The organism is Aeromicrobium sp. UC242_57, assembly GCF_044452305.1.
In the GTDB taxonomy this organism is placed as follows: Bacteria; Actinomycetota; Actinomycetes; order Propionibacteriales; family Nocardioidaceae; genus Aeromicrobium.
Genome location: NZ_JBIOAM010000002.1, coordinates 597,476 through 623,568, shown reverse-complemented (window position 1 = coordinate 623,568; position 26,093 = coordinate 597,476). Strand labels below are relative to the sequence as shown.

Annotated in this window: 29 protein-coding genes and 8 pseudogenes; 25 read left to right on the top strand and 12 right to left on the bottom strand. The window is 67.5% G+C overall.

Going from position 1 to position 26,093, the window contains the following annotated elements; all coding sequences use genetic code 11:
* The 5 genes from ACHMWU_RS08635 to ACHMWU_RS08615 all read right to left on the bottom strand — a co-directional run bounded on the left by ACHMWU_RS08635 (nt 1) and on the right by ACHMWU_RS08615 (nt 4,014).
* Complete coding sequence (locus tag ACHMWU_RS08635) at nt 1-1,083, bottom strand: mannose-1-phosphate guanylyltransferase (protein ID WP_396042804.1); 1,083 nt, start codon at nt 1,081-1,083, stop codon at nt 1-3.
* Complete coding sequence (locus tag ACHMWU_RS08630; RefSeq protein WP_396042802.1) at nt 1,080-2,573, bottom strand: fibronectin type III domain-containing protein; 1,494 nt, start codon at nt 2,571-2,573, stop codon at nt 1,080-1,082. The genes ACHMWU_RS08635 and ACHMWU_RS08630 overlap by 4 nt, the downstream gene beginning before the upstream one ends.
* 177 nt (nt 2,574-2,750) lie before the next feature.
* Nucleotides 2,751-3,011, bottom strand: coding sequence for a hypothetical protein (locus tag ACHMWU_RS08625; protein ID WP_396042800.1), 261 nt, complete (start codon nt 3,009-3,011; stop codon nt 2,751-2,753).
* Between the two features lie 98 nt (nt 3,012-3,109).
* Nucleotides 3,110-3,397 carry a hypothetical protein gene (locus ACHMWU_RS08620; protein ID WP_396042798.1) on the bottom strand — a complete coding sequence of 96 codons (288 nt, stop codon included), beginning with the start codon at nt 3,395-3,397 and terminating at the stop codon, nt 3,110-3,112.
* On the bottom strand, nt 3,397-4,014 hold the full coding sequence (locus tag ACHMWU_RS08615; protein WP_396042796.1) for a fibronectin type III domain-containing protein: 618 nt from the start codon (nt 4,012-4,014) through the stop codon (nt 3,397-3,399). The genes ACHMWU_RS08620 and ACHMWU_RS08615 overlap by 1 nt, the downstream gene beginning before the upstream one ends.
* A gap of 113 nt (nt 4,015-4,127) precedes the next feature.
* Here ACHMWU_RS08615 and ACHMWU_RS08610 point away from each other — a divergent pair, with 113 nt between their 5' ends.
* From ACHMWU_RS08610 to ACHMWU_RS08590, 5 genes are all read left to right on the top strand, one after another.
* Nucleotides 4,128-5,057, top strand: a complete 930-nt coding sequence (locus ACHMWU_RS08610) for an asparaginase (RefSeq protein ID WP_396042794.1) — start codon at nt 4,128-4,130, stop codon at nt 5,055-5,057.
* An 80-nt stretch (nt 5,058-5,137) separates the two neighbouring features.
* Nucleotides 5,138-5,566, top strand: coding sequence for a helix-turn-helix domain-containing protein (locus ACHMWU_RS08605; protein ID WP_396042792.1), 429 nt, complete (start codon nt 5,138-5,140; stop codon nt 5,564-5,566).
* Complete coding sequence (locus tag ACHMWU_RS08600) at nt 5,563-6,213, top strand: hypothetical protein (RefSeq protein WP_396042790.1); 651 nt, start codon at nt 5,563-5,565, stop codon at nt 6,211-6,213. The genes ACHMWU_RS08605 and ACHMWU_RS08600 overlap by 4 nt, the downstream gene beginning before the upstream one ends.
* Before the next feature lie 70 nt (nt 6,214-6,283).
* The gene (locus ACHMWU_RS08595; RefSeq protein ID WP_396042788.1) at nt 6,284-6,547 is read left to right on the top strand and encodes a DUF2516 family protein; all 264 of its coding nucleotides are present in this window, start codon (nt 6,284-6,286) and stop codon (nt 6,545-6,547) included.
* Nucleotides 6,548-6,715: 168 nt separating this feature from the next.
* Nucleotides 6,716-8,341, top strand: coding sequence for a BCCT family transporter (locus ACHMWU_RS08590; RefSeq protein ID WP_396042786.1), 1,626 nt, complete (start codon nt 6,716-6,718; stop codon nt 8,339-8,341).
* Between the two features lies 1 nt (nt 8,342).
* Here the strand turns inward: ACHMWU_RS08590 and ACHMWU_RS08585 are convergent, their stop codons facing one another.
* On the bottom strand, nt 8,343-8,636 hold the full coding sequence (locus tag ACHMWU_RS08585; protein WP_396042784.1) for a hypothetical protein: 294 nt from the start codon (nt 8,634-8,636) through the stop codon (nt 8,343-8,345).
* A gap of 103 nt (nt 8,637-8,739) precedes the next feature.
* Between ACHMWU_RS08585 and ACHMWU_RS08580 the strand changes: the two are divergent.
* A pseudogene (locus ACHMWU_RS08580) lies at nt 8,740-9,955 on the top strand (IS30 family transposase).
* A gap of 300 nt (nt 9,956-10,255) precedes the next feature.
* Nucleotides 10,256-10,711: an alpha-ketoglutarate-dependent dioxygenase AlkB gene (locus tag ACHMWU_RS08575; protein WP_396042782.1), complete on the top strand. Its 456-nt coding sequence runs from the start codon at nt 10,256-10,258 to the stop codon at nt 10,709-10,711.
* A 9-nt stretch (nt 10,712-10,720) separates the two neighbouring features.
* Here the strand turns inward: ACHMWU_RS08575 and ACHMWU_RS08570 are convergent.
* Nucleotides 10,721-11,670, bottom strand: a pseudogene (locus tag ACHMWU_RS08570) (bile acid:sodium symporter family protein).
* 23 nt (nt 11,671-11,693) lie between these two features.
* On the opposite strand from ACHMWU_RS08570, the gene proC reads away from it, so the two are divergent.
* The 8 genes and pseudogenes from proC to ACHMWU_RS08530 all read left to right on the top strand — a co-directional run bounded on the left by proC (nt 11,694) and on the right by ACHMWU_RS08530 (nt 16,569).
* Complete coding sequence (proC, locus tag ACHMWU_RS08565; RefSeq protein WP_396042780.1) at nt 11,694-12,500, top strand: pyrroline-5-carboxylate reductase; 807 nt, start codon at nt 11,694-11,696, stop codon at nt 12,498-12,500.
* A gap of 9 nt (nt 12,501-12,509) precedes the next feature.
* Entirely contained in the window at nt 12,510-13,706 is a 1,197-nt protein-coding gene (locus tag ACHMWU_RS08560; protein WP_396042778.1) for an acetoin utilization protein AcuC, read from the top strand.
* Nucleotides 13,707-13,859: 153 nt separating this feature from the next.
* Nucleotides 13,860-14,045, top strand: coding sequence for a helix-turn-helix domain-containing protein (locus ACHMWU_RS08555; protein WP_396042776.1), 186 nt, complete (start codon nt 13,860-13,862; stop codon nt 14,043-14,045).
* Nucleotides 14,046-14,208: 163 nt separating this feature from the next.
* Nucleotides 14,209-14,307 (top strand): annotated as a pseudogene (locus ACHMWU_RS08550) (30S ribosomal protein bS22); the annotation flags it as partial.
* 542 nt (nt 14,308-14,849) lie between these two features.
* A complete protein-coding gene (locus tag ACHMWU_RS08545) occupies nt 14,850-15,305 on the top strand; it encodes a hypothetical protein (RefSeq protein WP_396042774.1) in 456 nt (151 codons plus the stop codon).
* Nucleotides 15,306-15,587: 282 nt separating this feature from the next.
* The gene (locus tag ACHMWU_RS08540) at nt 15,588-15,980 is read left to right on the top strand and encodes a hypothetical protein (protein WP_396042772.1); all 393 of its coding nucleotides are present in this window, start codon (nt 15,588-15,590) and stop codon (nt 15,978-15,980) included.
* Entirely contained in the window at nt 15,881-16,393 is a 513-nt protein-coding gene (locus ACHMWU_RS08535; RefSeq protein ID WP_396042770.1) for a lysophospholipid acyltransferase family protein, read from the top strand. The genes ACHMWU_RS08540 and ACHMWU_RS08535 overlap by 100 nt, the downstream gene beginning before the upstream one ends.
* 5 nt (nt 16,394-16,398) lie before the next feature.
* Nucleotides 16,399-16,569 carry a hypothetical protein gene (locus ACHMWU_RS08530; protein WP_396042768.1) on the top strand — a complete coding sequence of 57 codons (171 nt, stop codon included), beginning with the start codon at nt 16,399-16,401 and terminating at the stop codon, nt 16,567-16,569.
* A 3-nt stretch (nt 16,570-16,572) separates the two neighbouring features.
* Here ACHMWU_RS08530 and ACHMWU_RS08525 read toward each other — a convergent pair whose 3' ends face one another.
* The 5 genes and pseudogenes from ACHMWU_RS08525 to ACHMWU_RS08505 all read right to left on the bottom strand — a co-directional run.
* Entirely contained in the window at nt 16,573-16,872 is a 300-nt protein-coding gene (locus ACHMWU_RS08525) for a hypothetical protein (protein ID WP_396042766.1), read from the bottom strand.
* A gap of 145 nt (nt 16,873-17,017) precedes the next feature.
* A complete protein-coding gene (locus tag ACHMWU_RS08520; RefSeq protein WP_396042764.1) occupies nt 17,018-17,650 on the bottom strand; it encodes a DUF5667 domain-containing protein in 633 nt (210 codons plus the stop codon).
* A 42-nt stretch (nt 17,651-17,692) separates the two neighbouring features.
* Entirely contained in the window at nt 17,693-18,031 is a 339-nt protein-coding gene (locus ACHMWU_RS08515; protein WP_396042762.1) for a sigma factor-like helix-turn-helix DNA-binding protein, read from the bottom strand.
* Nucleotides 17,965-19,023 carry an HAD-IB family hydrolase gene (locus tag ACHMWU_RS08510; RefSeq protein WP_396042760.1) on the bottom strand — a complete coding sequence of 353 codons (1,059 nt, stop codon included), beginning with the start codon at nt 19,021-19,023 and terminating at the stop codon, nt 17,965-17,967. The genes ACHMWU_RS08515 and ACHMWU_RS08510 overlap by 67 nt, the downstream gene beginning before the upstream one ends.
* Nucleotides 19,024-19,156: 133 nt before the next feature.
* A pseudogene (locus ACHMWU_RS08505) lies at nt 19,157-19,249 on the bottom strand (HAD-IB family hydrolase); the annotation flags it as partial.
* 154 nt (nt 19,250-19,403) lie between these two features.
* On the opposite strand from ACHMWU_RS08505, the pseudogene ACHMWU_RS08500 reads away from it, so the two are divergent.
* The 10 genes and pseudogenes from ACHMWU_RS08500 to ACHMWU_RS08455 form a co-directional block, all read left to right on the top strand.
* Nucleotides 19,404-20,201 (top strand): annotated as a pseudogene (locus ACHMWU_RS08500) (AMP-binding protein); the annotation flags it as partial.
* Between the two features lie 187 nt (nt 20,202-20,388).
* Nucleotides 20,389-20,526 (top strand): annotated as a pseudogene (locus ACHMWU_RS08495) (hypothetical protein); the annotation flags it as partial.
* A 144-nt stretch (nt 20,527-20,670) separates the two neighbouring features.
* On the top strand, nt 20,671-21,045 hold the full coding sequence (locus ACHMWU_RS08490; RefSeq protein WP_396042758.1) for a hypothetical protein: 375 nt from the start codon (nt 20,671-20,673) through the stop codon (nt 21,043-21,045).
* A complete protein-coding gene (locus tag ACHMWU_RS08485) occupies nt 21,042-21,344 on the top strand; it encodes a glutaredoxin family protein (RefSeq protein WP_396042756.1) in 303 nt (100 codons plus the stop codon). Before ACHMWU_RS08490 ends, ACHMWU_RS08485 begins: the two co-directional genes overlap by 4 nt.
* A 137-nt stretch (nt 21,345-21,481) precedes the next feature.
* Nucleotides 21,482-21,586: pseudogene (locus ACHMWU_RS08480) on the top strand (redox-sensing transcriptional repressor Rex); the annotation flags it as partial.
* A complete protein-coding gene (locus tag ACHMWU_RS08475) occupies nt 21,537-22,169 on the top strand; it encodes a redox-sensing transcriptional repressor Rex (protein WP_396042754.1) in 633 nt (210 codons plus the stop codon). The pseudogene ACHMWU_RS08480 and the gene ACHMWU_RS08475, both read left to right, overlap by 50 nt.
* Nucleotides 22,170-22,293: 124 nt before the next feature.
* Nucleotides 22,294-23,442 carry a glutamyl-tRNA reductase gene (hemA, locus tag ACHMWU_RS08470; protein WP_396042752.1) on the top strand — a complete coding sequence of 383 codons (1,149 nt, stop codon included), beginning with the start codon at nt 22,294-22,296 and terminating at the stop codon, nt 23,440-23,442.
* Nucleotides 23,443-23,556: 114 nt separating this feature from the next.
* Nucleotides 23,557-23,682, top strand: coding sequence for a hypothetical protein (locus ACHMWU_RS08465; RefSeq protein WP_396042750.1), 126 nt, complete (start codon nt 23,557-23,559; stop codon nt 23,680-23,682).
* A 351-nt stretch (nt 23,683-24,033) separates the two neighbouring features.
* Nucleotides 24,034-24,318, top strand: a complete 285-nt coding sequence (locus ACHMWU_RS08460; protein WP_396042748.1) for a hypothetical protein — start codon at nt 24,034-24,036, stop codon at nt 24,316-24,318.
* A 126-nt stretch (nt 24,319-24,444) separates the two neighbouring features.
* A pseudogene (locus ACHMWU_RS08455) lies at nt 24,445-26,057 on the top strand (uroporphyrinogen-III synthase).
* The last annotated feature ends 36 nt before the right edge of the window (nt 26,058-26,093 follow it).

Sequence of the window (26,093 nt, the reverse complement as noted above, 5' to 3'; positions counted from 1 at the left end):
TCAGAGCAGGTCGGTCCGGCCGCGGACTCGGAGCGCTGCGACGACGTCCTTGACCTGCTGGGCGTGCGCCCGGGTCGTGACCAGCAGAGCGTCGCTGGTGCTGACGACGACGACATCGGTCAGGCCGACGACAGCGATGGTCCGGCCGTCCTCGGCGATCGCGAGCCCGTTCGCGTCGATCCACACGGTCTCTGGTGATGACGCGGCACCGACGTCTTGAAGTGCGGCGTAGTCGCCCACGTCGTCCCAGGTGAAGGCGCCCGGCACGACCGCCATGCCACCCTCGAGCGAGACCGGTTCAGCGATCGCGTGATCGATCGCGATCTTGGTCAGGGACGGCCAGGTTGCGGCCAGGACCTCGTCGCGTCGTTCGGTCGACCAGGACTCGGCGATCGTGGTCAGACCGGCGTGGAGCCCCGGCTGGAGCCGCTGCAGATGGCGCAGCAGCACGTCGGTCCGGGTCACGAACATCCCGGCATTCCAGCTGTAGTCGCCGCTGACGAGGTAGCGCGCGGCAGTCGTGGCATCGGGCTTCTCGACGAACTGTGAGATCGCATGGGCCGAGGCCGCGCCGACGACGTCGAGACGGTCGCCGGACCGGATGTAGCCGAAGGCCGTGGACGGTGCCGAGGGCGTGATGCCGATCGTCGTGACGAGGCCAGAATCGGCGACCGCGATGGCTTGCTCGACGGCTTCGACGAATGACACCTGGTCGTCGATGATGTGATCGGCCGCGAATGATCCGATGATCGCCTGGGGATCGCGGGCCGCGATGACGGCGGCTGCCAGCCCGATGGCAGGCATCGAGTCACGGGGCGACGGCTCGACCAGCAGGTGGGTGAGCTCGGGAAGCTGTTGCCTGATCGCGTCGGCGTGGGCTGCGCCGGTCACGACGTGGATCCGCTCGGCGGGGATCAGGTCGTTGAGGCGGTCCCAGGTCTGCTGCAGCAGCGACCGTCCGGAGCCGTCGAGGTCGAGCAGGAACTTCGGCCGGGCTGCGCGCGACAACGGCCACAGCCGGGTGCCGGCCCCGCCGGCCGGGATCACCGCGTGGAACGAGTCGAGCGCACTGGGGGGCGTCATGGGGTCCTCTGCGGAGTGGGGGCGGCCACCTGGGGTGCGGGTGCGCCGAGACTGGTCGTGGGAGTGAGATCGCCGAGCGGCTTCTGTGTCGCGTCGAGCGCGACGACGGCGGAGAGCAGGTTGTGGTCCGACACGACGGGGGTCGCGTACCGGCCTCCGGCGAGGCGCACGAGCTGGGCCCACGACTCGACATCGAACTGCTTGGAGACCCAGATGTGGTCGACGTGCGCGGTCGATGCCAGGACGTTGGTGCTGAACGTGTGGCTCGTGTTGATCTGCCCGTTGACGGTGTCCTTGGCGATCGTGAACGTGTTGCCGAAGCCGGCGGCCCGCATCTTGATGCCGGGGGAGTCGGCGCCCCGGTGCACGCCCGAGTTGAAGTCGCCGGCATAGATCATGGGCTTGCCACTGTCGTTGATCAGCGCCATCTGCCCCAGCATGCGGTCCATCTCGCGGGCGCGCTTGGCGTCATTGCCCTTGCCGTTCTCGAGGTGGACGCTCACGAAGTAGAAGACGCGGCCGGTCTTGTTGACCTTGAACCTGGCCCAGGTGGTGTCTCGGCCGTCGCCGATCGAGAAGTTGCCGCCGGCTTGCTGGGTGAACAGCGCCGGCCGGTAGAAGATGTAGCGGGCTCGGGCGCCACCGTCGGCGCGCACGTACTTCTGCGAGTGTCCGCTGAAGATTGCGTTGGTGACCTTGCCGACGCGCTGTCCGCCTGATTCCTGCAGCCCGAACATGTCGATCTTGTTGGCATTGATGTAGTCGGCCATGATGCGTGCCCGCGAGGCGTAGTCGGAGCACTTCTCGGAGCACACGTTCCAGGTACCTACCCGAAAGGACGTCTCGCGGACGTTGGTCACGAACTTCACCGGCCGGGTAAAGGTGCCGATCTGGTCGCTGTTGACGGGGCGGACCTTGAACCAGTAGGTCGTGGCGGGCTTCAGCCCTTTCGTGACGAATCTCGGGTCGGCGTCGACCGTCCGCACCGTCGTGGCCTGGCGGGTGAACCCCTTGTCGCGAGCGATCGTGATGTCGAACTGTCGGGCGTTGGCGACCTTGCGCCAGGTCGCCTTGAATCCGCTGGCGGTCGCGGTGCGGACCTTCAGCTGGCGAACCGCGCCTGGCTTGAGCGTGAAGCGGGTCGTGCGCGACGACCGGACGAGGTCGTCCTTGATCGCGTCGACGCGGTAGAACTGGTCGACTCCGGGCGATGCGGCCTTCAGGTCGGACAACGACACCCGCGTGCGCTCAGCCGGGACCTTCGTGACGACGGGCTGGCTGAGCGTGCGGTCGGACCCGACCACGACGTTGTACGACTCGGCGTTCTCGGACGGCTTCCAGCGCAGCTCGACGCTGGTGGGGCCGAGAGGGGTCGCGGCGAGGGCCGTCGGAGCCTCGAGCCGCTGCTGCTTCTTGTACGTCGCGACCAGGCCGACACCGAGCCCGGTCAGCACGGCGAGGCTGAGCAGGCCGATCAGGATCCGGCTCACGCCGCGCCGTTTGCGACGTCCTGCGGCTCGGGTGCTAGATCGCTCGGCGGGGTCGGCCCGCCGTCGTGGCGGTGCGATCTTTCTTCGGGTGACTACGGCACAACTCCCAGCGCGATCGGACAGGCTTGCTGAATTCTACGTCGAGATTCCCACCTGGCCGCACGAGCTGGAGAACCTTCAGTTGATTTTCACATCCACGATGATCGGGCTGTGATCGGAGGGAATCGGCTTGACCATCTTGCCGCCCGAGATGCGTGCGCCGTTGACCCAGGACAGCACACGTCCCTGGTCGGGACGGATCCACACCTTGTCGACGTGATCGCCCCACTTGTAGCTGATCTTCGGGGTGGTCTTGAAGTCGTTGAAGCTGTTGTGGTGCTGGCGTTTCAGGGTTTGTGCCTGGTCGTAGGCATCGTAGTAGCCCTCTTGGTTGAACACGCCCCGCAGGTAGTCGTTGCTGCGGTTCTTGTGCGAGTTGAAGTCGCCCGCATAGATGACCGGCAGCTGCTCGACGTTCAGGAGGGCGACCTGGCGGGTCAGCCACGGATCTCGTACTTGCGCTCCTTGGCGCGGGCGGTGTTGTTGCCCGAGACGGTGTGCACGTCGACGAACAGCGTGCGGTGAGCTGTGGCCGCGTCGTCCAGCATCGCCCACACGGCGTAACGGCATCCGCCGCCGTGATAGCCGAGCAGGATCTCGCCGTGCGATCCCCAGGTGCGGGTGGGCGTGCAGCGTTCCTTCGTGTCGAGCGTGCGGTTGATCGACGGCAGGATCTGAGGCTCCTCGGCACCGGGGTCCATCGTGAACTTCCCGGCCTTGAACATCAGCCTCTTGCCACTCTTGTAGTGGGCCAGGACGTAGCCGGGCGGAATGTCCAGGAAGTCTGCTTCTTGCGCAGCCAGGACGTCAGGCATGTAGCCCCGGACGCGCCACTGCGCGGCGGCCTGTCGGGTGGCCCACTGGGAACACACCCGCGAGCACACGTTGTCAGCATCACCCGGTAGGTCGGTCCTTGCGCGGAGGCGAGCTGTCGGATCGTGGTGTGGCCGACGCGCTGGGAGTAGGTGCCCCTCTTGGACCCGTTGACGGCGCGGATCCGTACGAAGTAGTCGGCGCCCGGCACCAGGCCCTTGACGGTCTTGGTGCGGTGCCCGGTCGTGAACTTCTTGGCGCGCGACATCGAGTAGTTCCGCGAGATGTAGACCTCGTACTTCTTGGCCCGCTTCGCCTTGGGCCACGAGAACGACAGGGACGCGGTCTGGCTGCTGCGGGCGAAGGACTTGCCGGTGAACGTCACGAGCCCGACCTGTCCTGGCTTGGAGGCCGCTGTCGCCGGCTGCAGCCCGGTGCCGATCAGGGCGACGACTGCTGCGGTCAGCAGGCTCAGGCGTAGGAGAGGAGCGCCGCGTCGTGCGCGTGCGCTGTCGGTCCGAGATGTCATGGTTCTACCTTGCTGGTGGGAAGTGGCCTGGTAGCGGCGACCAGTCGTACGAGGGTAAGCCATGAATTCGGCATAAATAAAGGCGACGCGGTGTCGCGGCTTAGGCTGAGGGGGTGGAGATCCTTGCCGAAGTCGTCCGATCGGGGTTGGTCGAGAGCCGTCACCGGGGGGTGGTGGCCGGGGTCGACCCGGCGGGCGAGGTGACCTGGTCGCTGGGCGAGCCGGGCACCGTGGTGTTCCCGCGATCGGCCAACAAGCCGATCCAGGCGCTGGGGATGTTGCGGGCGGGGCTGCCGCTCGACGGCCGCCTGCTGGCGCTGGCCTCGGCGAGTCACTCGGGCGAGGCGTTCCACCTGGCGGGGGTGCGGGAGATCTTGGGGATGGCTGGTCTTGACGAGTCGGCGCTGCAGACACCGCCGTCCTATCCGCTCGATCCACACGTCCACGCCGATCTGCTGCGGGCGGGAGGCTCGCGAGCACCGATCTACATGGACTGCTCGGGCAAGCACGCCGCAATGCTGCTGACCTGTGTCGTCAACGACTGGCCGGTCGACACGTACCTTGCGCCGGAGCATCCGTTGCAGCAGGTCATCACCGACACGTTCACCGACTTGACGGGCGGCCCGCCGTCGGTGGTGGGGGTCGACGGCTGCGGTGCGCCGCTGCTGGCGACTGAGCTGAAGCAGCTCGCTCGGGCTATCGGCCGGATCATGCAGGGCTCGTCGGGCACCCCTGAGACGCGACTCGTCGCGGCGATGACGGCGCACCCTGAGTACGTCAGCGGCATGTCTCGCGCCGAGCGCGACCTGATGCGGGCTTTTCCAGGTCTGGTGGCCAAGTCGGGGGCCGAGAGCGTCTACGTGGTGGGGCTGACGGACGGCTCGGCGTTCGCGCTCAAGATCGAGGACGGGGCCGAACGTCCGCTCTACGCGGTGATGAACAGGGCCCTCGAGCTGGCCGGTCTGGACGACCCGATCCTGCGGGAGCGACCGGTTGTTCTGGGCGGCGGCAAGCAGGTTGGCAACGTCCGATTGACCTTCTGACCTGCGGGTTTATCGTTTTTGTGAGGTAGATCGCAAGCGGCCTGCTTGCATTTGCTAACTTTTGCAAGCACCATGGAGACATGGCCAAGCTGAACATGCACAAGACCGTCGAAGGACTCGGCGACTACCTGCGTGAACAGCGTGGTCAGGCGCAGATGTCGCTTCGACAGCTGGCCGAGCTGGCGGATGTCTCCAATCCCTATCTCAGCCAGATCGAACGCGGATTGCGTCGTCCATCGGCAGAGGTGCTGCAGCAGATCGCCAAGGCGCTGCGCATCTCGGCTGAGTCGCTCTACGTTCGCGCCGGCATCCTCGATGTCGACGAGAGCGGGGCCCGCATGGTCGAGGACGCCATCGCTCTCGACCAGCGACTCACCGAGCGACAGAAGACAGCGCTGCTCGACATCTACCGGTCGTTCGTCGGAACAGACGAAGCATCCGATGGCGAGCTCGCCGCAACCGTGACTGAAGCCAACCAGGGGACCGCACCCCGCCAGGAGGAAAAATGACCATCACCGACACGATCACCACTCAGGTCAAGGCCATCGTCGACGACGTCAAGGGCCTGCCCGAGACGTTCAAGAAGATCGACATCGCCGATCTGCAGAAGCAGGCCCAGGGCCTCGCGCAGGTCGCCATCGGCACCGCGACCACCACGTACGCCGGCCTCACCAAGAAGAGCGAAGGCATCGTCGCCAAGGCCAAGGGCATCAAGGTCGACGACCTGTTGAAGTCGGCTGACGGCTTCTTCGACAAGGCCGAGGACAAGGTCGAGGACGTCGCCGACGACGTCGCCAAGCAGGCCAAGGGCTTCGCCGCCGACGCGCAGAAGGCTGCCTCTGACTACGTCTCGGTCGCCAAGGCGCAGGTCTCCAAGGTGACCGGCAAGACTGCTGCCGCTGCTCCGGCCGCTCCGGCTGCCACTGCTCCCGTCTCGAAGCCGGCCGCGAAGAAGGCGCCCGCTGCCAAGAAGGCTCCTGCTTCGAAGCCGGCCGCCAAGAAGGCTCCGGTCGCGAAGAAGGCGCCCGCTGCCAAGAAGGCTCCTGCTGCCAAGCCGGCCGCCAAGAAGGCCCCGGTAGCCAAGAAGGCGCCCGCCACCCCGGCGGCCGCACCGAAGGCTCCGGCCGCCGAGAAGGCGCCGTCCACCGACGCCTGAGCGCACCGAGTTCGACAGAAGGCGGGTCCCGATGGGGCCCGCCTTCTGCGTCTCCCGATAGCCTGCGCACATGTTCGACGTGGCAGGTGGACTCACGCTGGTGCTGTCCGTTGCCCTGTTCGCCGTCAAGGGCTTCGCCTTGGCCGACTGTGTCGGCCGACCGGCTTCGCAGTTCGCGTCGTACGAGACGCTGCCCAAGAACACCTGGCTCCTGCTGCTGATCCTGGCGCTCGTCGGGAACCTCTTCTCGTGGAACCCGTTGGGGCTGCTCAACCTGCTCGGCACGGTCGCCGCACTGGTGTACCTCGCGCAGGTGCGCGGCTCGTCGCACTGAGCAGACCACTCGCGTTGATGAGCGACCGCTGACGCGGTCACTCGTGCTGATTCGCGACCGCTGACGCGGTCGACTAGGGTCGAAAGGTTGAAAGTTGCAACCCAATGACCCGGGGGGTCTTCAGTGAACCAGCAGACAACATCGTGGCGAGATCGGATCGATCCGGTCGTGTTCGGCGTCACGGGCGTGATCGCGATCGCCTTCGTGCTGTGGGGGATGATCAGCACGCCGAGCCTCGGCAAGGCCTCCGCTCACGCGCAGGACTGGGTCATCACCAACACGGGGTGGTTCTTCGTCCTGTCGTCGACGTTCTTCGTGATCTTCGTGATCTGGCTGGCCGCGAGCAAGTACGGCCGCATCCCGTTGGGCGCCGACGGCGAGAAGCCCGAGTTCCGCACCGTGTCGTGGATCGCGATGATGTTCAGCGCGGGCATGGGCATCGGCCTGATGTTCTGGGGCGTCGCCGAGCCGCTCTCGCACTACGCAGCACCGCCGCCGGGAACGGTCGATGCGCAGACTGACGAGGCGTTCCAGACCGCGATGGCCACGACGATGTTCCACTGGGCACTGCACCCGTGGGCGATCTACGCCGTCGTCGGCATCGCGATCGCGTACGGCACGTTCCGTAAGGGTCGCAAGCAAGCCATCTCCTCGGCCTTCATCCCCCTGATCGGCAAGAAGCGCGCTGAAGGGCCGGCCGGTCGGGTCATCGACATCCTCGCGATCTTTGCGACCCTCTTCGGCTCTGCCGCCTCCCTGGGCCTCGGCGCCCTGCAGATCGGCAGTGGATTCAAGTTCAACGGCTGGGTCGACTCGGTCGACAAGGCGATCCTCGTCGTGGTGATCGTGGTCCTGACGATTGCGTTCATCGCCTCGGCGGTCTCGGGGGTTGCCAAGGGCATCCAGTGGCTGTCGAACATCAACATGGTGCTGGCACTGGTGCTGGCGGTCTTCGTGTTCGTGGCCGGGCCGACCCTGCTGATCCTCAACCTGCTGCCGACGGCGCTGGGCGACTACGCCTCGCAGATGACCGAGATGGCCTCTCGCACTGCGGCCAGCGGCGACGACGCGATGAAGGACTGGCTCGCTGGCTGGACGATCTTCTACTGGGCCTGGTGGGTGTCGTGGACGCCGTTCGTCGGTATGTTCATCGCCCGCATCAGCCGGGGTCGCACGATCCGGCAGTTCGTGACGGGCGTGCTGATCGTGCCGTCTCTGGTGAGCCTGGTGTGGTTCGCGGTGTTCGGCGGGACGGCGATCGGCGTGCAGCGCGACACCGGCTCCCTGATCGGCAAGGGCGGGGTGGTCGACACCGACTCGGCGCTCTTCCAGATGCTCAACGAGCTGCCGATCGCATCCATCACGACCGTTCTGGTCATGGTGCTCGTCGGCATCTTCTTCGTGTCCGGTGCTGACGCGGCTTCGATCGTGATGGGCAGCCTCAGCGAGAGGGGGGCCGACGAGCCGTCGAAGCGCACCGTCGTGTTCTGGGGATCGCTGACCGGAGCCGTGGCCGCGATCATGCTCGTGATCGGCGGCGACGAGGCGTTGACCGGGCTGCAGAACATCACGGTCGTGGCGGCAGTGCCGTTCGTCCTGGTCATGGTCGCGCTGTGCGTGTCGCTCTACAAGGACCTGCAGACCGATCCGATCGTCGTGCACGAGAGACTGGGCATCGAGATGGTCGAAGATGCCGTCGCGACCGGCGTCGAGGAGCATGACGGTGACTTCGTGCTCGTCGTCGAGGCGGCCGATCCGAGCGCCGACAAGCCCGCCGACGAGACGTCGGGATAGCTCAGCGCGGACGAGCCGGGTGCAGCCACCTGGTGGCGATCACGCGCAGGGGGCCCAGGTCGCCGTCCGGATCGCTCTCAGGGTGGCTCGCCCGGACGGCGCGGTGGGCCACGGCCAGGCCGCACAACCAGCGGGCGATGTCGGGGACGTGCAGCTCGCGATCGATCGTGCCGTCGGCCACGGCCTGCGTCGCGAGAGTCGCGAACCTGAGCTCGGTCTGCGCGTCGATCGCCAGGGCGGAGTCAGTCGCGAGCCGTTCGAGCAGGTCCAGCAGTGAGTCCCAGGCCGATTCCATGGTTGGGAGCCTACGTCCCTCACCGCGAACGGTGCGGTCTGGTCTTTCCGAGACGGGCAGATTCATATGGTCGTGACAACGCTTGTTGAATTGGAGTGTTGTCATGGTGAAGTTGTTCGAACCTGGGACGCGTGAGCGTTTCGTTGATTCGGTGTGTGGCGGGATGTCGCTGCTGGCGGCGGCTCAGAGTGTCGGCGCGTCGGTTGGATCCGCGACGCGTTGGTGGCGCCAGTCTGGGCGGATGGAACTTGCTCTCGTTGTCGGTCGCAAAGATGGCGGCGGTCTGGTGGCCCCGATCCCACCGTCATTGCCAGGAAAGTCCTCATCGTCTTGCCGTCGATCGTTGTCGATGATGGATAGGTCGTTGATTCAGGCCGGTCGGTGTTTGCAGATGTCGTACGCGCAGATCGGGATCTTCATCGGCCGGGACAAGTCGGTGGTCTGGCGTGAGGTCAACCGGTCGTCGAGCCCGGACGGGGTCTATTACGCGTCGGTCGCTCACCGGTTGGCAGCCGAGCTGCGGCGCCGGCCCAAGGCCTTCAAGCTCGCTACGAACGGGCCGTTGTGCCGGTTCATCGAGGCCGCGATGGACGAGGGCTGGTCGCCGGGCTTGATCGCCGGGATGCTCACGAAGACGTTCGGTGACGATCACACTTGGAGGGTGTCCCACGAGACGATCTATCAGGCCCTCTACGTCCAGACCCGTGGCGAGCTGCGCGCTGACCTGCACCGCAACCTCAGCCTGAAACGCGCGAACCGGCGACCACAGACCCGTGATCGCAAGGCCAGCAGTCCCTACAAGGAGGCCTTCACGATCAGCGACCGGCCCGCTGAGGTCGACGACCGTGCTGTTCCGGGTCATTGGGAAGGTGACCTGATCGTTGGACCGGCTTCGAAGTCCGCGATCGGGACGTTGGTCGAGCGCACAACCCGGTTCACGATCTTGCTGCACCTGCCAGATCGCCATGACTCGCAGACCGTCGCGGCGGCGATGATCGACGCGATGCGTGACCTGCCCAAACACTTGCGGCAGTCGATCACCTGGGACCGCGGGTCCGAGCCGCGGCCTATGAAGACATCCAGCCGCGTTGGACACGAAGTTGTTCTTCTGTGACCCGCACTCGCCCTGGCAGCGCGGCACGAACGAGAACACCAACCGTCTGCTGCGGTTCTGGTTCGAGAAGGGAAGCGACCTGTCCGTCCATAGCGCTGAGGACCTCGCCCGCGTCGCAGCGACCCTGAACCGCCGTCCCCGCCCGACGCTGAACCTCAAGACCCCAGCCCAAGCGCTGAACACGCTCCTCAAAGAGGCCGCGTGAAACCAACCCGTTGCCACCACCCATTGACTTTGCCACGGCGTGTCTGGCCAGAGCGCACCGCTCGCGGCCTGGTTTGCACCACTCGCGCCGAGGGCTACTAGAACATCTGTTCGAATCGGCGTACTCTGCTGGGGTGACGGACTTCTACCAGGGCTCCTTGCTCGACGTGGGTCAGGCGGCCGAGATCGGGCCCCTGACGCCCTCTCGCACGCAGCTCGATCACGGAGCATGGGTCGAGGTGATGCCGGGCTGGATCTCGGGGTCCGACGATGTCTTCCTGCGCCTGCAGTCCGATGTCCCGTGGCGGGCCGAGAGTCGCGAGATGTACGACCGGGTCGTCGACGTGCCCCGACTGGTCGCGAACTACGGGTCACGCGACGACTGCCCGACCCGGTCCTGGAACAGGCGCGCGAACGACTGTCAGACCACTACGAGGCCGAGCTCGGTGAACGGTTTGCCACCGCCGGCCTGTGCTACTACCGCGACGGGCGCGACAGCGTCGCCTGGCACGGCGACCGCATCGGCCGCGGCCGAACCGACGACACGATGATCGCGATCGTCTCGTTCGGGGCGGCTCGTCGGCTGTCGCTGCGACCTCGGGCCGGTGGACCCCAGATCGGCTTCGCGCTGGGCCACGGTGACCTCGTGGTGATGGGTGGCTCGTGCCAGCGCACCTGGGATCACGCGGTCCTGAAGACCGCCCGGGCGGTCGGACCCCGCATCAGCGTGCAGTTCCGCCCCCGCGGCGTCCTGTAGAGCCACGAGCTAGCGGCTGCTGCGGGAGATGCGGCCGGCCAGGACGGCGCACGTGATGAGCTGGAGCTGGTGGTACAGCATCAGCGGCAGCGCGATCAGCGCGACGTCGGAGGGCGCGAACAGCACCGAGGCGATCGGCAGCCCGCTGGCGAGCGACTTGTTGCATCCGCAGAACAAGATCGTGATCCGGTCGGCCCGGTTGAAGCGCAGACTTCGTCCGATCGCGACCGCCCAGCCCAGCACGATCGCGAGCAGCGCCGCGCACACCAGGGCGACCGCGAGCACCGACCAGACCGACAGGGTCGACCACACATCGGCCTCGGCGCCCTCGCTGAACGCGACGAAGACGACGAGCACGATGCTGCTGCGGTCGTACTGCTTCAGCGCGCTGTCGTGGCGGGTCACGTAGCCGCCGACCCAGGGCCGAAGGCTGGCCCAGGACGAATGGCGCGAGGATCTGCAGGAAGATCCGCAGGATCGACCCCCCGTCGACCGAAGCGCTCGACGACATCAGCAACGCCACGAGCACCGGAGTCAGGACGACGCCGATGATGTTGGACAGCGAGGCGTTCACGACGGCGCCGGCCACGTTCCCTCCGGCGATGCGGGTGAACACGACGCACGACTGCACCGTGGACGGCACCAGGCACAGCAGGAGGACGCCGCTGGCGAGCGATGGGCGCAGCAGGTTGCCCTCCAACAGCTGGGTGGCCAGGCCGAGCAGGGGGAACACCACGAAGGTCGTCCCCCAGGATCACGATGTGGAGGCGCCAGTGCCGCAGGCCCGTGACGGTCTCCGCCGTCGACAGGCGGGTGCCGTACAGGAAGAACAGCAGGCCGATGGCGATCTTCGACACGGTCTTCAGGACGTCCAGTGCATCACCGGTCGCCGGGACGAACGAGGCCAGCAGGGCCGCGGCCACCAAGGCCAGGATGAAAGGGTCGGGACGGAAGCGCACTACGGCACCCTAGTCTGGACGACATGACTCAGCGGATCGCCATCCTCGGCGCCGGCGTGATGGGGGAGACCCTGCTGTCGGCCATTCTTACTGCGGGCCATGCGCCCGACGCCCTCGTGATCAGCGAAAAGCGGGAGGAGAGGGCGTCCGAACTGCGAGACAAGTACGGCGTGGAGGTCACCGGCAACGCCGAGGCGGTCGATGGGGCCGACGTCATCCTGCTGGTCGTCAAGCCGCAGGACGTTCCCGCGCTGCTCGACGAGATCAGCGCGACCGTGCCGTCCACCGCGATCGTCGTGTCGCTGGCTGCTGGCATCCGCACCGAGCAGATCGAGACGGTCCTTCCCGATGGGGTCGCCGTGGTGCGCGCGATGCCCAACACTCCCGCGCTGGTGGGAGAGGGGATGTTCGGGATCTCGGCTGGCAGCTCCTGCTCCGCCGACCAGGTCGAGGCGGTCGCAGGCCTGCTCGACGCCGGGGGCGAGGTCGTCGTGGTCGACGAGAGTGCGCAGGACGCGGTCACGGCCGTGTCGGGTTCAGGCCCGGCGTACGTCTTCTACCTGGCCGAGGCGATGATCGCCGGTGGAGTCGCGCGAGGCCTGGACGAGGAGACGGCTCGCACGCTGGCCACGCAGACCATCTTGGGCTCGGCCAAGCTCCTGGCCGAGTCCGACGACACTGCCACCGAGCTGCGCCGCCGGGTCACGTCTCCGAACGGCACGACGCACGCGGCGATCACGACTTTTGACGAGCGTGGGGTCAAGGACGGGCTGCTGGCCGGAATCGCTGCGGCGGCGGCCCGGTCCGCCGAGTTGTCGGGGCCGGAATAGGCTCGACACGTGAGTGAGATCCAGGACACGTCCAACGACCGGGCCTGCGTCGTCTTCGACGAGCAGCTGACTGAGTACAACTTCGGTCAGTCGCACCCCATGGCGCCCGTGCGCATCGAGCCCACGATGGACCTGGCCGACGAGCTCGGGATCGTCGACGGGCTCGAGGTCGTGGGCGCGGTCGCCGCGACCGATGACGAGCTGCACCTGATCCACACCGAGAACTACATCGAGCGGGTCCGCAAGCTCAGCGATCATCCGACTCACTCCGACCTGACGATCGGACTCGGCAACGAGGACAACCCGGTCTTCGCCCACATGCATGAGGCCAGCTCGCTGATCGCCGGTGCCAGCGTCGAGGCGGCGCGTCGGGTCTGGACCGGCCAGGCGCCACGCGCCGTCAACATCAGCGGCGGGCTGCACCACGCGATGCCAGGCAATGCGAGCGGATTCTGCATCTACAACGACGTCGCGCTGGCGATCCGCTGGCTCCTCGACCACGGTGCGAAGCGGGTCGTGTACGTCGACGTCGACGCCCATCATGGCGACGGGGTCCAGCGGATGTTCTGGAACGATCCGCGAGTCATGACGATCTCGATCCACGAGGGCCCGCAGACGTTGTTCCCCGGGACGGGCTTCTCGTCCGAGACCGGCGGAGAGGGCGCCGAGGGCACGGCCGTCAACGTCCCGTTGCCGCCCGGCACGTCGGATGCGGGCTGGCTGCGTGCCTTCCACGCGGTCGTCCCGCCGCTCGTGCGAGAGTTCGCCCCCGACATCTTGGTGACCCAGCACGGCTGCGACTCCCACATGGACGATCCGCTGACCAACCTCATGTTGAGCGTCGACGGCCAGCGGGCGTCCTACCTGGCGCTCAAGGCCCTGGCCGACGAGGTGTGCGGCGGCAAGTGGGTCTCGACGGGTGGAGGAGGCTACGCCGTGCTCGACGTCGTCCCGCGGGCATGGGCCCATCTGCTGGCCATCGTCGCGGGCGCTCCGCTCGACCCGGCGTCCCTGACTCCCGAGAAGTGGCGCGACCGGATCGCGCACCTGCGCGGCATGCCCGGACCGCAGCGGATGACCGACGGACGCTCCGTCACCTACCGGGCCTGGGAGCAGGGATATGACCCCGCGAGCTGGCTCGACCGCTCGATCCATGCGACCCGTGAAGCGGCGTTCCCGTTGAACGGGCTGGACCCGCAACCGTGACCGGGCGCACGACGCTGGTCCAGTTCCAGGATTTTTTGTGGAACTACTGTCGCGGGGGTGTCGCGAGGCACTAGTCTCGACCAAGGCACGCGCGCTATTTCTCTGGTGGGGAAGCCAGAGAGCGCGCGTGCCCCTCAGGAAGTAGGTGGTCAGATGGCTCCCGGACCGACATTCTTGACTGTTGCCGAAGTGGCCAGCCAGATGCGTGTCTCCAAGATGACGGTCTACCGTCTGGTGCACTCCGGTGAGCTCGAGGCAGTCCGAGTCGGACGCTCCTTCCGGGTCCCTGAGCACGTCCTCCAGGAGTTCCTGGGCAAGTCCTACTTCCAGGCAGGCTGACCAACCCCAGTCGGGCACACGACCACCCGCACGGCACGTGTAGGCTGATGGGCAGTCATGACCGAGGGCAGAGGCCATAAGGTGCCTCACCCGCTGCTGTGACCAAGAGTCTCAAGAGCACACCAGCCACCGACGTGTGGCCGACTAGAATGAGAAGTGACCCGTGGGTTCAGTCATCAAGAAGCGTCGCAAGCGGATGTCGAAGAAGAAGCACCGCAAGATGCTCAAGCGCACTCGAGTGCAGCGTCGTCGTCTGGGCAAGCAGGAACCAACGCGAATGAGCCGGGTCATCCTCGTGACGGGAGTGGCTGGCTCATTCGCGTCAACTTTTGCCCGGCACCTCGCCGATCTCGGTGAGGATGCAGGCATCGACAAGGTCGTCGGGATCGACACGATCCTGCCGGACGCCGATCTCGGACGCGTCAAGTTCGTCCGTGCCGACATCCGTACGCCTGTCGTGGGCAAGGTCATCGCGGTCGACGACGTCGACACCGTGGTGCACCTCGACGTCAACCCGCCTCGGCGCGGGCGCAGCGGCGGCGCCAAAGAGCTCAACGTCATCGGCACGATGCAGCTCTGGCGGCCTGCCAACGGTCGGCGAAGGTCGGCAAGTTCGTGCTCGGCTCGTCGGCTGCGGTCTACGGCACGTCGCCGCGCGACCCGGCGATGTTCACCGAGTCGCTGCTGGCCCGCGGTGGCGTCCGCACGGGCTTTGCCAAGGACATCGTCGAGGTCGAGTCCTATGTCCGGGGATTTGCGCGCCGGCGCCCCGAAGTCATCATCACCACGATCCGGGCAGCCCAGGTGCTGCACCCGTCGATCGAGACGCCGCTGAGCAACTACCTGCGCAATCCGGTGCTTCCCGCCGTCCTCGGCTTCGACCCGCGGTTGCAGTTCCTGTCGCTCGAGGACGCTATCGAGATCTTGACGCAGGCCGTCCTGCACGACCGTCCCGGCACCTTCAATGCCGCCGGCGACGGGATCGTGCTGCTGAGCCAGGCCGCTCGTCGCCTCGGTCGGCCTGTCATCCCGCTGCTGCCGATCGGGTTCGCGGCCGCCTCGCGCCGGGTCATCCGCACGATGGGTTCTGACATCCCGCCCGATCTGCACCGGCTCCTGACGTACGGCCGAGCCATCGACACCTCGGCATTGCGGGACATCTTCGGCTACGAGCTGGTGCAGACCTCCCAGGAAACCCTGGATGACTTCGGTGCATCGCTTCGGCCGGGCATCCTGACCACGCTAGGGGTCCACGCATGAACGACGAGCGCAAGACGATCGGCTCGGGCGGCAAGGCCGGCCGCGGAAACCGTGAGACCTCGCCGTCTGCTGCTGCCCGGTCGTTGGCGGGTGGAGCCGCCCCGAAGAAGCCGGTCGTGAAGGCCAAGAAGGTCGCCGACACCCCAGCAGGCCCAACGGCACCCGTCAAGAAGGCAGCTGCCAAGAAGGCACCGGTCAAGAAGGCTGCGGTCAAGAAGCCCGCTGCCACCCAGGCTGCGCCGCCGACCCCAGACCCAGATCCAACCGCCCCGGCTGCGCGCCGTGACCGACGAAGATGCAGCCCGCGCCGCCGCGGCGGCCGCAGAAGAGGCCGCGCAGCGCACCCGCACCGCAGGGGCTGCCCCCGTCGGTGCCGGCATCCCGCTCGACGACATCGCCGTCGCCCTGATCCAGGGTGCGCAGCGGGTCTTCGGCACCGACTGGGAACGACGCATCGCAGTGCTCCTGGCGACGCTGCGCAAGCGCCTGGCCGGTCACTACGAGGTCGATGAGTTCGGTTTCGACCCGCAGATCGCCGAGGTCCTCGCAGCGGCGATCGAGCCGCTCGCCGAGAAGTGGTTCCGGCTCGAGGTCCGTGGCATCAGAACATCCCCGAAGATGGCGGCGCACTGCTGGTGGCCAATCATTCGGGGACTGTGCCGATCGACGGCCTGATGACCGGCTACGCAGTCAAGAAGTACGCGGGCCGCAATCTGCGTCCCCTGGGCGCCGACCTGGTGTTCTCGTTGCCGCTCGTGGGTCAGGTGGCCCGCAAGATGGGGGCCACGTTGGCATGCAAGCAGGACGCTGAGCGACTGCTGACCAATGGCGAGCTGGCCGGGGTGTGGCCTGAGGGCTTCAAGGGCATCGGCAAGCCCTTCGCCGAGCGGTACAAGCTGCAACGCTTCGGCCGCGGCGGATTCGTGTCCTCGGCGATGCGCGCCGGAGTTCCTATCGTCCCGGTGTCGATCGTGGGCGCCGAAGAGATCTACCCGTTGGTCGGCAACGTCCCCTCGGTGGCGCGCCTGCTGGGCCTGCCCTACCTGCCGATCACGCCGTTCTTCCCCTGCTCGGTCCTGCGGGCCTGATCCCGTTGCCGAGCAAGTGGATCATCGAGTTCGGCGAGCCGATCCGCACCGACGCGTACGAGCCGGAAGCGGCGCGACGACCCGATGCTGCTGTTCAACGTCACCGACCAGGTGCGCGAGACGATCCAGCAGACCCTCTACAGCTGCTGGTCGACCGGGGCAACGCCTTCTACTGACGCCTATTTCTTGTTGCCGAGCAGGCCGTTCAACAGGCCGGGGACGAGGCCTTCCTGCTCGTCGTCGCCGAGCAGACCGCCGAGCAGCGGGTCGGTGATGTCGGTCAGCGAGGGGGCCTTGGTCGTCGCAGCCGGAGCAGGGCGCTCGGCGCCGTCGTGGTCGGGGTCGACTTCGCGGGAGCCTCGGTCGGCGTCGAGGCGGCGGGCTGGGAGCCCTGACCCGACGCCGGCTTGTCGGCGGTTGCCTTCTGTCGGCGTCGGAAGTCTTCGGCTTGGCGGGGGCTTCTCGGCCAGGTCGGTCACCCAGTCACACAGCGACCGAAGGTCGGAGGACACGCAGCTGACGCACAGCGTCGTGGCCTCCGTGGCGAGCCTCGCCCACCGTGCTCGGTCGCCCAGTCGTCAGGTCACGGTGCGCGTCGTCGGGCGGCCCGACAGGGCCGTCAGGTCAGCGCTCGCGGCGGTGGCGAAGTCGTTGACCTTGCGGGACCGACTTCTCCTGACCGCTGGACGTGAAGTCGCTGAACAACCGGGTCGAGCCGTTGGTCGCAGCCTCGGAGAAGGAGTCGAGTGCCTCGTTGATGAGCGTGGGCGAGGCATTGCCCTCGCTAAGCTCGCGGGCCTCGGCGAGGCGCTCTGAGGCCTGGCCCAGCTGGAAGGCGCCGCGATCGGAGTCGCTGCGGTGCAACGTCAGCTCGACTGATTGGACCGTGCGCTTGACCGGGTAGAGCAGGTCGCCGGGCAGCGCCGATGCGCTGGAGGACACCAGGCTGACGCCACCCGCGGCCGCGATGAGGGCTGCGGTGAGACACCGCGACGCGTCGACGTCCCTTGCGGCTGGGGCGGGGCTAGGCGCGACGGGGCGCGAAGCAGCCGGCATCGGGACCAGGACCGTGCCGGCCTCGGCCATGAGCCTGCTGCGAAGATCTGAACGGAAGGCAGACGAAGGTTCGGCTGCGGCGGCCTCGCAGAGGTCTTCTGCGAACTGCACGAGCCCGGCGATCGCCTCGTCAGAGGATGCGCGACCGTTCCAGGCATCCTCGAATGCCTGGGCGTCGTCGTGGGAGCGACGGCCGATCATGACACGCACCTCACTGACGCTGTCCTCGCTGTTGCCGGGTAGTCAGGACTTGACAACTACCCCGGAGCCGAGGAAGTTACGGCCTCCAGAACGTGATGCAGGAACTCGTGGGCGCGGTTCATCGGACGTCTCCTGGCACCGACTTGGCGAGGCTTCGGACGGCCCGGAGCGCCGCTGCTCGCAGCGCCTTCGCTGCGGCCGAGAGCCGGCAGCGGTCTGTGCGATCGAGAGTCCCTGGATGAACCGCATCAGGATGCAGTCGCGCTGCTCGTTGGGCAGCGCGTTGACGGCCTCGAACAGGATCTCGTTGGAGATCAGCGACAAGACCTCCTGCTCGGGGCTGGCCGCATGGGTCTTGCCCTCGGGGATCGTCTCGGACACGATCTCGAGGCGCGAGCGGCTGGACTTGAAGTGATCGGCCACGAGGTTGCGGGCGATCGTGGTGAGCCCCAGGCCCCGAAGTCCTTGCCCTGCCAGTTGAACCGTTGGATCGCGCGGAGCCCGCGCACGAACGTCTCGCTCGTGAGGTCTTCGGCGGCTCGCTGCGAGCCGACTCGGTAGTAGATGAATCGGAACACGCCGGTCATGTAGTGGTCGTACAGCTGGCCGAATGCCTCGGCGTCGCCTTCCTTGGCGAGATCGACCAGCGCCCGGAGTCGCGTCGCCTCGGGATCGTTGTCGTCGTGCGGGGCCGCGCCGCCCGTGGAGGGGGCATAGGCCGGCGAGTCCGCCAGAGCCAGGGCGACCTGCAGCGACCGGTCGTGCGGGATCGCGAGGGCAAGCGACAGCGCGACGCGCAGTCCATGGCTTGAATCCCTCACAGGCCCTCCCTGATCACCGGCGAGTCTAGCCCGGATGAACCGGAGTGTCAGCGAGTTCTCTTCATCTGACGGCGCAGCACGTGCCACGTCGCCGTGGCTGCGACAGCGGCCACGGCGCCCTTGCTGCCGGCCAGAGCCACCTTGCGGCCGGTGCGGTAGTCGCGGATGCGCCAGCCCTTGGCTTTGGCCTGGGCTCGCAGCCCAGAATCGGGATTTGACCGCACACGGATGACCCACCAACGACAGCATCGGGAGGTCGTTGCTGGAGTCGGAGTAGGCGTAGCAGGCGTCGAGGTCGAGCCCCTCGCGGTCGGCGATCTCTCGGATCGCCACGGCCTTGCCCTCGCCGTGGAGCATCTCGCCGACCAGCTCGCCGGTGTAGACGCCGTCGACGTGCTCGGCGACGGTGCCGAGCGCGCCGGTCAGCCCGAGCCGACGAGCGATGACGGACGCGATCTCGATGGGTGCAGCGGTGACGAGCCAGACCTGTTGACCACGGTCGAGGTGCCACTGCGCGATGGCCCGGGTCCCGGGCCAGATCTTGTGCGCCATGTGCTGGTCGAAGATCTCTTCGCCGAGCTGCTCGAGCCTCGGAGACGTGGTGTCCCGCGATGAAGGCGAGGGCGCTGGAGCGGGCCTTGGCGATGCGTTCGGGGTCCTCGCTGCCGACGACCCGGAAGTACATCTGCTGCCACGCAGCCGACAAGATGTCACGGGTCGTGAAGAACTTGCGCTGGTGCAGGCCGCGGGCGAAGTAGAAGATCGAGGCGCCCTGCATGATCGTGTTGTCGACGTCGAAGAAGGCGGCGGCCGTCGGATCGGGTGCGGCCGAGAGCGCAGTCTCGACCTCGGGGTAGGAAGCCGAGGCCTGGCCGGCGAGAACCGAGCGGGACTGCAGGTTGCGCGGCAGATCTGGTGTCGCGTCCGGTGCCATGCCTGCGAGCCTAACCCCCTTGCGGACCCTGCACCTGTGGTTGACTCGACGTGTGACGGTCAATGTCAGCGAATACCTGCACGAGTCAGCAGTCGAGGACCCGGACGGAGTCGCGCTGGTCGAGCATCGTGGTGTGCGCCGAGAGGTCACGTGGCGAGAGTTCGACGAAGCTGCCGATGCGGTGGCGCGCGCGCTGTCGGCCCGCGGGCTGGTCGCCGGTCAGCGCGTCGCGATCGTGATGGGCAACCGGATCGACCTGCCGATCGCCTATTACGGCATCCTGCGTGGAGGGATGGTCGCCGTGCCGATCAATCCGCGTTCCACGACCCGCGAGATCGGCCGCATCCTGGCTGACTCGGTCTCCCGGGTGGTGCTGTGCGACGAGGCGGGGGTCGAGCAGGTCCGCGAGGCGCGCAGCGACGACCATCAGTTCAGCGTCGTCGTCGACGGCACCGAACCGCAGGCCGGCGAGACGACCTTCGAGGCGTTCCTCGCCGACGCCTCCGGTGCGGCCCCCACGGCCCCGGTCGACGTCGAGACCCTGGCCGTGATCCTCTACACGTCAGGAACCAGCGGCAAGCCGCGCGGCGCGATGCTGACCCATCGGGCCCTGATCGCCAACATCGAGCAGATCGCCCAGCTCGATCCACCGGCCGTGGCTTCCGACGACATCTGTCTCGGGCTGCTGCCGATGTTCCACATCTATGGCTTGAACTGCGTGCTGGGCCAAGCCGTGCGCCAAGGCGCCACGGTGCTCATGGTCGACGGCTTCGATCCCGGTGGGCTGCTGAAGCTGATCCAGTCCGAGGGCGTCACGAACGTCCCACTGGCGCCGCCGGTCATCGCGGCGTGGGCCGGTCGAGACGACTGCGCGACCGGCTCAGCAGCGTGTCGATGGTGCTCTCGGGCGCCTCGACGCTCGATGCCGACTTGCCGAGTCCTTCCACGAGTCCGCCGGACGTCATGTCGAGCAGGGCTATGGTCTGACCGAGACGGCTCCCGTGATCGCGACGACGATGGGTCAGGGCCGAGACCCGGAAACCCCGCCCAAACCAGGTTCGGTCGGCCGTCCGCTCCCGGGCATCGACGTCCGGATCGTCGAGTCCAGCGGGGTCGACGCCGCACCCGGAGACCCTGCCGAGATCTGGGTCAAGGGCGAGAACCTGTTCTCCGGCTACTGGCCCGATGGTGTCGACGGACCTCGCGACGACGGCTGGTACCCGACCGGTGACGTCGGCTTCCTCGACGAGGACGGCGACCTGACGTTGGTCGACCGCCTGCGCGAGCTCGTCATCGTCTCGGGGTTCAACGTGTACCCCTTCGAGGTCGAGGACGTCATCGCAGAGGTCCCGGGCGTCACCGAGGTCGCGGTCGTGGGCCTGCCCGACGCCGAGACGGGTGAGGCTGTCGTCGCCTTCGTGGTCGCCGGTCCTGACGTCGGGCACTCGGCCGACGAGGTGCAGGAGATCGTCATCGAACACTGCCGGACGCGACTGGCGCGATTCAAGCTCCCGAGCCGGGTCATCGTCGTCTCTGGTCTGCCGCACTCGGCGACCGGCAAGGTCGCCAAGGGTCGGCTACGTGCGCTGGCACGTTCGGAGACGTTGGGCCTGAGCGCCGAGTCGGGCAGCCCGGCATGAGGCTTCCGGGCCGCTCCCGGCACCCGGAAGCATCGCCGTCGGTCCCGCACGCGGGCGCTGCGCGGGTCGTCGTGTACTCCCGTGAGGGCTGCCATCTGTGCGAGGTCGCCGAGGCGCAGGTCGCCGAGATCTGCGCCGAGCTGGGCACCTCGTGGACGCGCGTCGACATCGACGACGACCCCGATCTTCACCAGCGTTTCACCGAACAAGTGCCTGTCACCTTCGTCGACGGAGCCCAGCACGACTTCTGGCGGGTGGACCCCGAACGGCTTCGCAAGGCCCTGTCGAAGCGTCCCTGAACGAGGCCGTCGAGTGTGACGTGGGCCACCGAGATGTGTCTCGATTTTGTTAACGCGTTCACAAACTCTTAAACTGTCGGTGCACCGCGTGCCCGTCCCGCAAGGGATAATCCCCAGCACCGCAGTGCAGGAGCACCGTGACCATTCTTCGCAGCCCCCGTCTTGGCGACGGAAGCAGCCGCGGCATCCCTGATGCCACCGTGGCGCGCTTGCCCGTCTACCTGCGCGCGCTCAATGCGCTGGCCGAGCAGGCCGTGGCGACCTGTTCGTCCAACGAGCTTCGCAGACGCTGCTGGAGTCAACCCGGCCAAGCTCCGCAAGGACCTGTCCTACCTCGGCTCCTACGGCACCCGCGGTGTCGGCTACGACGTCGAGTACCTGCGCTACCAGATCGCTCGCGAGATCGGCCAGACCCAGGACTGGGACGTCGTCATCGTCGGCATCGGCAACCTGGGCTCGGCGCTGTCGGCCTACCAAGGATTCACGACCCGCGGCATCCGCGTCGCCGCGCTGGTCGACACCGACCCGCAGCGCATCGGCACCGTCGTGTCCGACATCGTCGTGAGCTCGGTCGACGACCTCGACGAGATCGTGGCCGAGCGGTCCATCTCGATCGGCATCATCGCGACCCCCGGAACGGCGGCCCAAGAGGTCGCCGACCGGCTGGTCGCTGCTGGGATCACCAGCATCCTCAACTTCGCGCCCGCCCTCGTGCAGGTTCCCGACGGCGTCGACGTCCGCAAGGTCGATCTGTCGATCGAGCTGCAGATCCTCGCCTATCACGAGCAGCGCAAGGCCGGAACCGAGACACGGGGGGTCTCCTGACTTATGAGCGTTCTAGTGGTGGGCATGTCCCACAAGTCGGCGCCGATCGACCTGCTCGAGCGGGCTTCGCTCGACTCCGAGGCCGGGGTCAAGCTTGTCCCGGATGGTGCTCGAGGCGCCCTTCGTGACCGAGTCGGTCGTCGTCTCGACCTGCAACCGGGTCGAGATCTACGTCGAGGCCGAGCGCTTCCACGGCGCCGTCGAAGAGGTGTCACGCATCCTGGCCGAGCACTCAGGGCTCGACCGTGACGAGCTCGTGCGCCACGTGTACGTCCACTTCGACGAGGCCGCCGTCGCCCACCTGTTCGGTGTCGCGGCCGGCATGGACTCGATGATCCTGGGCGAGAGCCAGATCCTCGGACAGGTTCGCGACGCGCTGCACAGCGCCCAGGCTGAGTCGACGGTTGGCTCGGCGCTCAACACGTTGTTCCAGCAGGCGTTGCGTATCGGCAAGCGCGGCCATGCCGAGACCGGGATCGACCGGCTCGCGCCGTCGGTCGTCACAGCCGGCCTCGACGCCGCCGGAGCGGTCGTCGACGCACCCGAGAGCCGTTTCCTCGTGGCCGGCGCCGGGACCATGGCAAGCCTCGCGGTCCGCACGCTGGTCGACCGAGGCGTCGACCCGACCCGCATCATGGTCGCGAACCGCACGTTCCAGCGAGCCTTCGCACTGGTCGAGACGTTCGGAGTCAGCGCGGTCCGCTGGCAGGCGATGGACGTCGAGCTGGCCGGTGCCGATGTCGTGATCAGCTGCACCGGAGCCAGCGGCATCGTCTTCGACCGCGAACGGGTTGCCGCAGCGACCCAGGGCCGTCCGATGTCGCTGATCGATCTCGCCCTGCCCCGCGACATCGATCCGGCCGTCGGCGAGATCGACGGCGTCACGCTGGTCGACCTCATCGTCCTGTCCGGACTGTCCGAGAACGCCGAGATCGCTGCCGACGTGCGCGAGGTGCGCTCGATCGTCGACAGCGAGGTCCGCACGTTCCTGGCAGCCAAGGCCGCTTCGCACATCACGCCGACCGTCGTCGCGCTGCGCACCATGGCCACCGAGGTCGTCGCCGCCGAGCAGGCCCGCATCGAGGCCCGGCTGCCCGGGCTGAGCGACGAGGATCGGGCCGACGTCCGCAAGGCCCTTCATCGAGTCGCCGAGAAGCTCATCCACGCACCCACGGTGCGGGTGCAGCAGTCGTCGACGGCCCGGCCGGGCTCACGTACGCCAATGCGCTTGCTGATCTGTTCGCGCTTGATCCGTCCGCTGTCGAGGCAGTGACACGAGTGGGGGACCAGGCATGACCACAGACAAGACCGTCCTGAGGCTCGGCACGCGCGCCAGCGCTCTGGCGACGACGCAGTCGGGCATCATCACTGACCGGTTGCGCGCCGAGTGGGGTGTCGAGATGGAGCCGTGCACATCTCCACCGAAGGAGATCGCAGCAGCGAGCCACTCGCGCAGATCGGCGGAACCGGCGTGTTCGTCGCTGCCCTCCGTGAGGCGTTCGTGCCGCGGTGAGATCGACCTCGCCGTGCACTCGCTCAAGGACCTGCCGACCGCGCCGCACCCCGAGCTGCGTCGTCGCGGCGATCCCGCCGCGGGTCGATCCGCGCGACGTCCTGGTCGGCCGCGACGGGCTGACGCTCGGCGAGCTCCGCAAGGCGCCCGGATCGGCACCGGTTCACCGCGTCGCCAGGCCCAGCTCAACGCGCTCGGGCTCGGAGTCGAGGGGGCGCCGCTGCGCGGCAACGTCGACACCCGCATCGGCAAGGTCACCTCCGGTGGCTCGACGGTGTGCTCCTGGCGCGGGCCGGACTGCTGCGGCTCGGCCGCGCCGAACGAGGCCACCGAGATCATTGACCCCTGCAGATGCTTCCGCCCCCCGGGCAGGGAGCACTTGCCTGCGAATGTCGCGCCGATGATGGCGCGACGATTCGACTGCTCGAACGACTCGACGACAGCGACACACGTGCTGCCGTCACCGCCGAGCGAAGCCTCCTCGCCACCCTTGAGGCAGGTTGCAGTGCACCAGTGGGAGCTCTGGCCGAGATCGTCGAAGGCGATGACGGTGTCGAAGCTCTGGCTTCGTGCCGTGGTCGGAGACGTTTCCGGCTCGCCCACTATCCGACTGTCCGCGACCGGCAAGCCCAGTGATGCCGCCGCGGTCGGTGAACGTCTTGCTGTCGAGATGCTCGCCGAAGGTGCTGACGACCTGATGGCCGCCACCACCTCCTGACCCCCTGACAGACCGAGAAAAGGAACACCGTGACAATCACCCCGATGCGAGAAGCACCGACGACGCCGGATCCCGGCGTGCGCAAGGTCATTCGCGGCCACGTGAGCTTCGTGGGCACAGGACCAGGAGACGCGAGTTCTCCTGACGGTCCGTGCCGCCGAGCTCCTCGCGCAGGCCGACGTCGTCATCACGGAGCTGCCTGAGCAGGCTGAGCCGTCACCAACGGTGCAGAGATCATCGATGGCGGTGTGGGCGAGGACGGCGAGAAGCTGACCCACGCCGCTCGTGCCCGACTCGTGGTCAAGCACGCCAAGACCGGCGCGCACGTCGTGCGCCTGATCGCTGGTGACCCGTTCACGTATGCCACGGGCCCCGAAGAGGCCGCTGCGTGCAGCAAGGCCGGTATCGGCTTCGAGATCGTCCCCGGCATCTCGTCGATCACCGCGGTTCCGGCGTACGCGGGTGTCCCGCTGACCAACAAGACGCACCGTGAGTACTCGGTCGTCAGCGTGGGTGACGCGTCCATCAACTGGGCCGATCACACGGGCAACGACACGCTGGTGCTGCTGTCGGCCGTCGCGCGGATCGCCGAGGTCGCCTCGGGACTGATCGATGCGGGTCGCAAGGCCGAGACGCCGGTCGCGATGACCCGGGTCGGCACGACGACCGAGCAGACCACGGTCGTCTCGACGCTCGCCAACATCGCTGCCGACGCCAAGGCCGCGGGCATGACCGCCCCGGCGATCACGGTCGTCGGCGAGGTCGTCACGATGCGCGAGGCGCTGTCGTGGTTCGAGACCAAGCCGCTGTACGGCTGGCGCATCCTGGTGCCCCGCACCAAGGAGCAGTCCGCCGGTCTGGCCTCGCGCCTGCGCGGGTTCGGTGCGATCTCCGAGGAAGTTCCGACGATCTCGGTCGAGCCGCCGCGCAACCCGCAGCAGATGGACAAGGCCGTCCGCGGTCTGGTCGAGGGCCGTTACGAGTGGATCGCGTTCACGAGCGTCAGACGCCGTCAAGGCCGTTCGCGAGAAGTTCGAGGAGTATGGGCTCGACGCTCGTGCGTTCTCGGGCCTGAAGATCGCCGCAGTCGGCGAGAAGACCGCCGAGGCCATCGCCACGTGGGGCATCCGCGCCGATCTCATCCCGTCGGGTGAGCAGTCGGCTCGTGGGTTGCTCGAGGACTGGCCGCCGTACGACGAGCTGCTCGACCCGATCAACCGGGTCTTCCTGCCGCGCGCCGACATCGCGACCGAGACCCTGGTCGCCGGCCTGATCGACCTGGGCTGGGAGGTCGACGACGTCACGGCCTACCGGACCGTCCGGGCGGCCCCGCCGCCGGCGCCGACCCGCGAGGCGATCAAGACCGGCAAGTTCGACGCGGTGATGTTCACCTCGTCGTCCACGGTCCGCAACCTCGTGGGTATTGCCGGCAAGCCGCACACGTCGACGATCATCGCGTGCATCGGCCCGGCTACGGCCAAGACGGCTGAGGAGCACGGCCTGCGGGTCGACGTGATGGCCGAGTCGCCGTCGGTCGACGTGCTGGCTGATGCTCTGGCCGAGTTCGGCGCGGCCCGTCGTCTGGGCTTTCGTCGAGGCGGGCGAGCCGGTGACGAAGCCGTCGCAGAAGCGTCCGTCGTCGCGCCGCAAGGCCTGACGCGTTCCCGAGAGAACAAGCAAAGGAAACGCCATC

Excerpts from the sequence above, each read along its gene's own strand:
- ACHMWU_RS08635 (WP_396042804.1), bottom strand. The coding sequence starts at position 1,083 with ATGACGCCCCCCAGTGCGCTCGACTCGTTCCACGCGGTGATCCCGGCC.
- ACHMWU_RS08620 (WP_396042798.1), bottom strand. The coding sequence starts at position 3,397 with ATGTTCAAGGCCGGGAAGTTCACGATGGACCCCGGTGCCGAGGAGCCT.
- ACHMWU_RS08615 (WP_396042796.1), bottom strand. The coding sequence starts at position 4,014 with ATGACATCTCGGACCGACAGCGCACGCGCACGACGCGGCGCTCCTCTC.
- ACHMWU_RS08605 (WP_396042792.1), top strand. The coding sequence starts at position 5,138 with ATGGCCAAGCTGAACATGCACAAGACCGTCGAAGGACTCGGCGACTAC.
- ACHMWU_RS08600 (WP_396042790.1), top strand. The coding sequence starts at position 5,563 with ATGACCATCACCGACACGATCACCACTCAGGTCAAGGCCATCGTCGAC.
- ACHMWU_RS08595 (WP_396042788.1), top strand. The coding sequence starts at position 6,284 with ATGTTCGACGTGGCAGGTGGACTCACGCTGGTGCTGTCCGTTGCCCTG.
- ACHMWU_RS08585 (WP_396042784.1), bottom strand. The coding sequence starts at position 8,636 with ATGGAATCGGCCTGGGACTCACTGCTGGACCTGCTCGAACGGCTCGCG.
- proC (WP_396042780.1), top strand. The coding sequence starts at position 11,694 with ATGACTCAGCGGATCGCCATCCTCGGCGCCGGCGTGATGGGGGAGACC.
- ACHMWU_RS08555 (WP_396042776.1), top strand. The coding sequence starts at position 13,860 with ATGGCTCCCGGACCGACATTCTTGACTGTTGCCGAAGTGGCCAGCCAG.
- ACHMWU_RS08520 (WP_396042764.1), bottom strand. The coding sequence starts at position 17,650 with ATGATCGGCCGTCGCTCCCACGACGACGCCCAGGCATTCGAGGATGCC.
- ACHMWU_RS08510 (WP_396042760.1), bottom strand. The coding sequence starts at position 19,023 with ATGGCGCACAAGATCTGGCCCGGGACCCGGGCCATCGCGCAGTGGCAC.
- ACHMWU_RS08485 (WP_396042756.1), top strand. The coding sequence starts at position 21,042 with ATGAGGCTTCCGGGCCGCTCCCGGCACCCGGAAGCATCGCCGTCGGTC.
- ACHMWU_RS08475 (WP_396042754.1), top strand. The coding sequence starts at position 21,537 with ATGCCACCGTGGCGCGCTTGCCCGTCTACCTGCGCGCGCTCAATGCGC.
- ACHMWU_RS08460 (WP_396042748.1), top strand. The coding sequence starts at position 24,034 with ATGCTTCCGCCCCCCGGGCAGGGAGCACTTGCCTGCGAATGTCGCGCC.